The organism is Streptomyces hygroscopicus (assembly GCF_026168105.1).
Lineage (GTDB): Bacteria > Actinomycetota > Actinomycetes > Streptomycetales > Streptomycetaceae > Streptomyces > Streptomyces hygroscopicus_D.
Genome location: NZ_LBMW01000137.1, coordinates 1 through 2,025, shown reverse-complemented (window position 1 = coordinate 2,025; position 2,025 = coordinate 1). Strand labels below are relative to the sequence as shown.

Below are 2,025 nucleotides of genomic sequence, written 5' to 3'. Positions count from 1 at the left end.
CTTCAGCCCCTTCGCGATGTCGCCGATCTTCGACAGACCCGCACCCGCCGCCTTGGACACATACGTCATCGGATCAATGACCCGGCCCGCCTTGCCCGCCAACGACAGCGCCTTCGCCACCGCCCCCGCCTTGCCCGCACCCGCCGCCGCAGCACCCTCACCACCCGTGAACACCGTGGTCAGCACATTGAACGTGACCGCACCAGCCGCACGGGCCGGGTTCTTGCCCCACTCATCCCACGCCACCAGCGCCTTACCCGTCTCCTTCATCGTGCGACGCGACTCACGCAACCACGACGGCAGATCCTTCTCCGGCAACGACCAGAACAAACCCGCCGCACCCGGAACCGACGAGATCGCCAGACCCGTCGCCAACTGCGCCAAGCCCTTCCACGCCTGCCCCATCGCCTCCCAGCCACCAAAACCCACCAACGTGCCCAAACCCTTGACGGTCCCCCAGATCCCGTCCACCACCAGACCGTCCCACACAAACGACTTCACCCAGTGACCGACCTCGTACCAGTGATGCCTCTGCTCCACCGGCTCACCCCAGGGCAGCCTCGCGCCCTTCATGTCAAAAGCGCTGAACCCGTACTGGTCCTTACGCTCCGAACCATCCCCCGCCACCATCTGCACCCCGTGCCACAACGCCGTGATCTTGTTGTGACAGGACCGCTCCGCCGCCCAGAACGCCGCCACCGCCACCGTCACGTCATCACGGATCCGGTTGTGGTGCGCGACCTTGTCCCCGTCGTACTCCCAGTCATGATCGTCCTTGACCGAGCCGACAAACGCCGTCGCCTCGAGCTTCAACTGCTTCAGCCTCGCCACCAGCGGACGGATCTCCGCCGCATACCCCGACAGAGCCGAAGACACCGCCTCCAGATCGGCGGCAAAGGCATCGGAGCGGTCCGCAACCGGCCTCGTGGTCGCGAACAACTGCTCCGCCTCAGGCGCCTTGTAATACGCCGACAGACCCTGGAACCGCGCATGGACATCCCGGCCCGTGGAGCGGATGTCCACAGCATCCGTCCTCAGATCGCCGTAATCCCTTTCCAACTGCTCCAGGTTCCCGGTGTACTGCGGAATCCGCCCCGGATCGATCACGCCTGCCCCACCCCCGGCAGATCCACCCGCGGCTCCGCCAGCGCCCGGCGCTGCGCCCGCGCCGCCATCACCTGATCCCCGTCCAGATACGCCGTCGTCGCATCCACCGCACCCTGCAACGACCTGCCCGCCCGCGCCGCGATGTACTGCAGATCCCTCGTCGCATGCTCCGCGTACTGCGACAAGGCCAGCGCCACCAGACCACCCTGCGGCGCCTTCCCCCCCTCACCCCCACCACCACCGCCACCCTCGGCGGAAACAGTGCCGGCATGAGCCGCCGCCGACGTCAGATGCTCCCCGAACGCCTTCGCATGAACCTCAAAACGCGACGCCGTCCCACCCGTCGTCCTCAACACCTGCTCAATACCCTGCGGCTTCAGATCCCAGCCGGTCACCACGCACCCCCCAAACGCTGAACTGCCCTGCCCTGCCATCCATCTGACTCAGCCTCAGCCATCAGGCTCAGGCTCAGGCTCAGCCCCTGACCCTGACTCAGCCTCGGCCTCAGCCGATGTTGTCGACCGCCGACTTCGCCTTCGCCATCGTCGACTGCGCCGTCGCATCGTTGTGCTCCAACGTCGACTTCACCAACGCAATGATGCTCTTCACCTCCTGCGACGCACGGTTCCACCGCAACTCCTTGCCGTGGTACTCGTCCGCCACCCCATCAGCCGTGAAATCAGCCATCGCCGCCTTCACCTGACGGTCACGCTCCGCAATGAGCGACTCCAACTGGCCGACCACCGCAGCGATGTTCCCCTGCGCATCCGCCGACGCACCCGTGTCATACGACCGACGATCCGCACCCGAACCCGCCATCACACACCACTCCCCGTGAGAAGACTTCCGTCGACAGGCCTCACCGAGGCCTGGAGAAAAGAGATGTCACAGCACCCGGCCGATGCTCAACCGGTCTGC

The 2,025-nt window shown here is 66.0% G+C and carries 2 protein-coding genes and 1 pseudogene; all 3 read right to left on the bottom strand.

All coding sequences use genetic code 11. From position 1 onward, the window contains the following. Positions 1 to 1,107 (bottom strand): annotated as a pseudogene (locus AAW14_RS39235) (protein phosphatase); the annotation flags it as partial. Next, on the bottom strand, positions 1,104 to 1,502 hold the full coding sequence (locus tag AAW14_RS39230) for a DUF6507 family protein (RefSeq protein WP_265569242.1): 399 nt from the start codon (positions 1,500 to 1,502) through the stop codon (positions 1,104 to 1,106). The pseudogene AAW14_RS39235 and the gene AAW14_RS39230, both read right to left, overlap by 4 nt. A 109-nt stretch (positions 1,503 to 1,611) precedes the next feature. Beyond that, positions 1,612 to 1,926, bottom strand: coding sequence for a pore-forming ESAT-6 family protein (locus AAW14_RS39225; RefSeq protein WP_265569241.1), 315 nt, complete (start codon positions 1,924 to 1,926; stop codon positions 1,612 to 1,614). Positions 1,927 to 2,025: the final 99 nt, after the last annotated feature.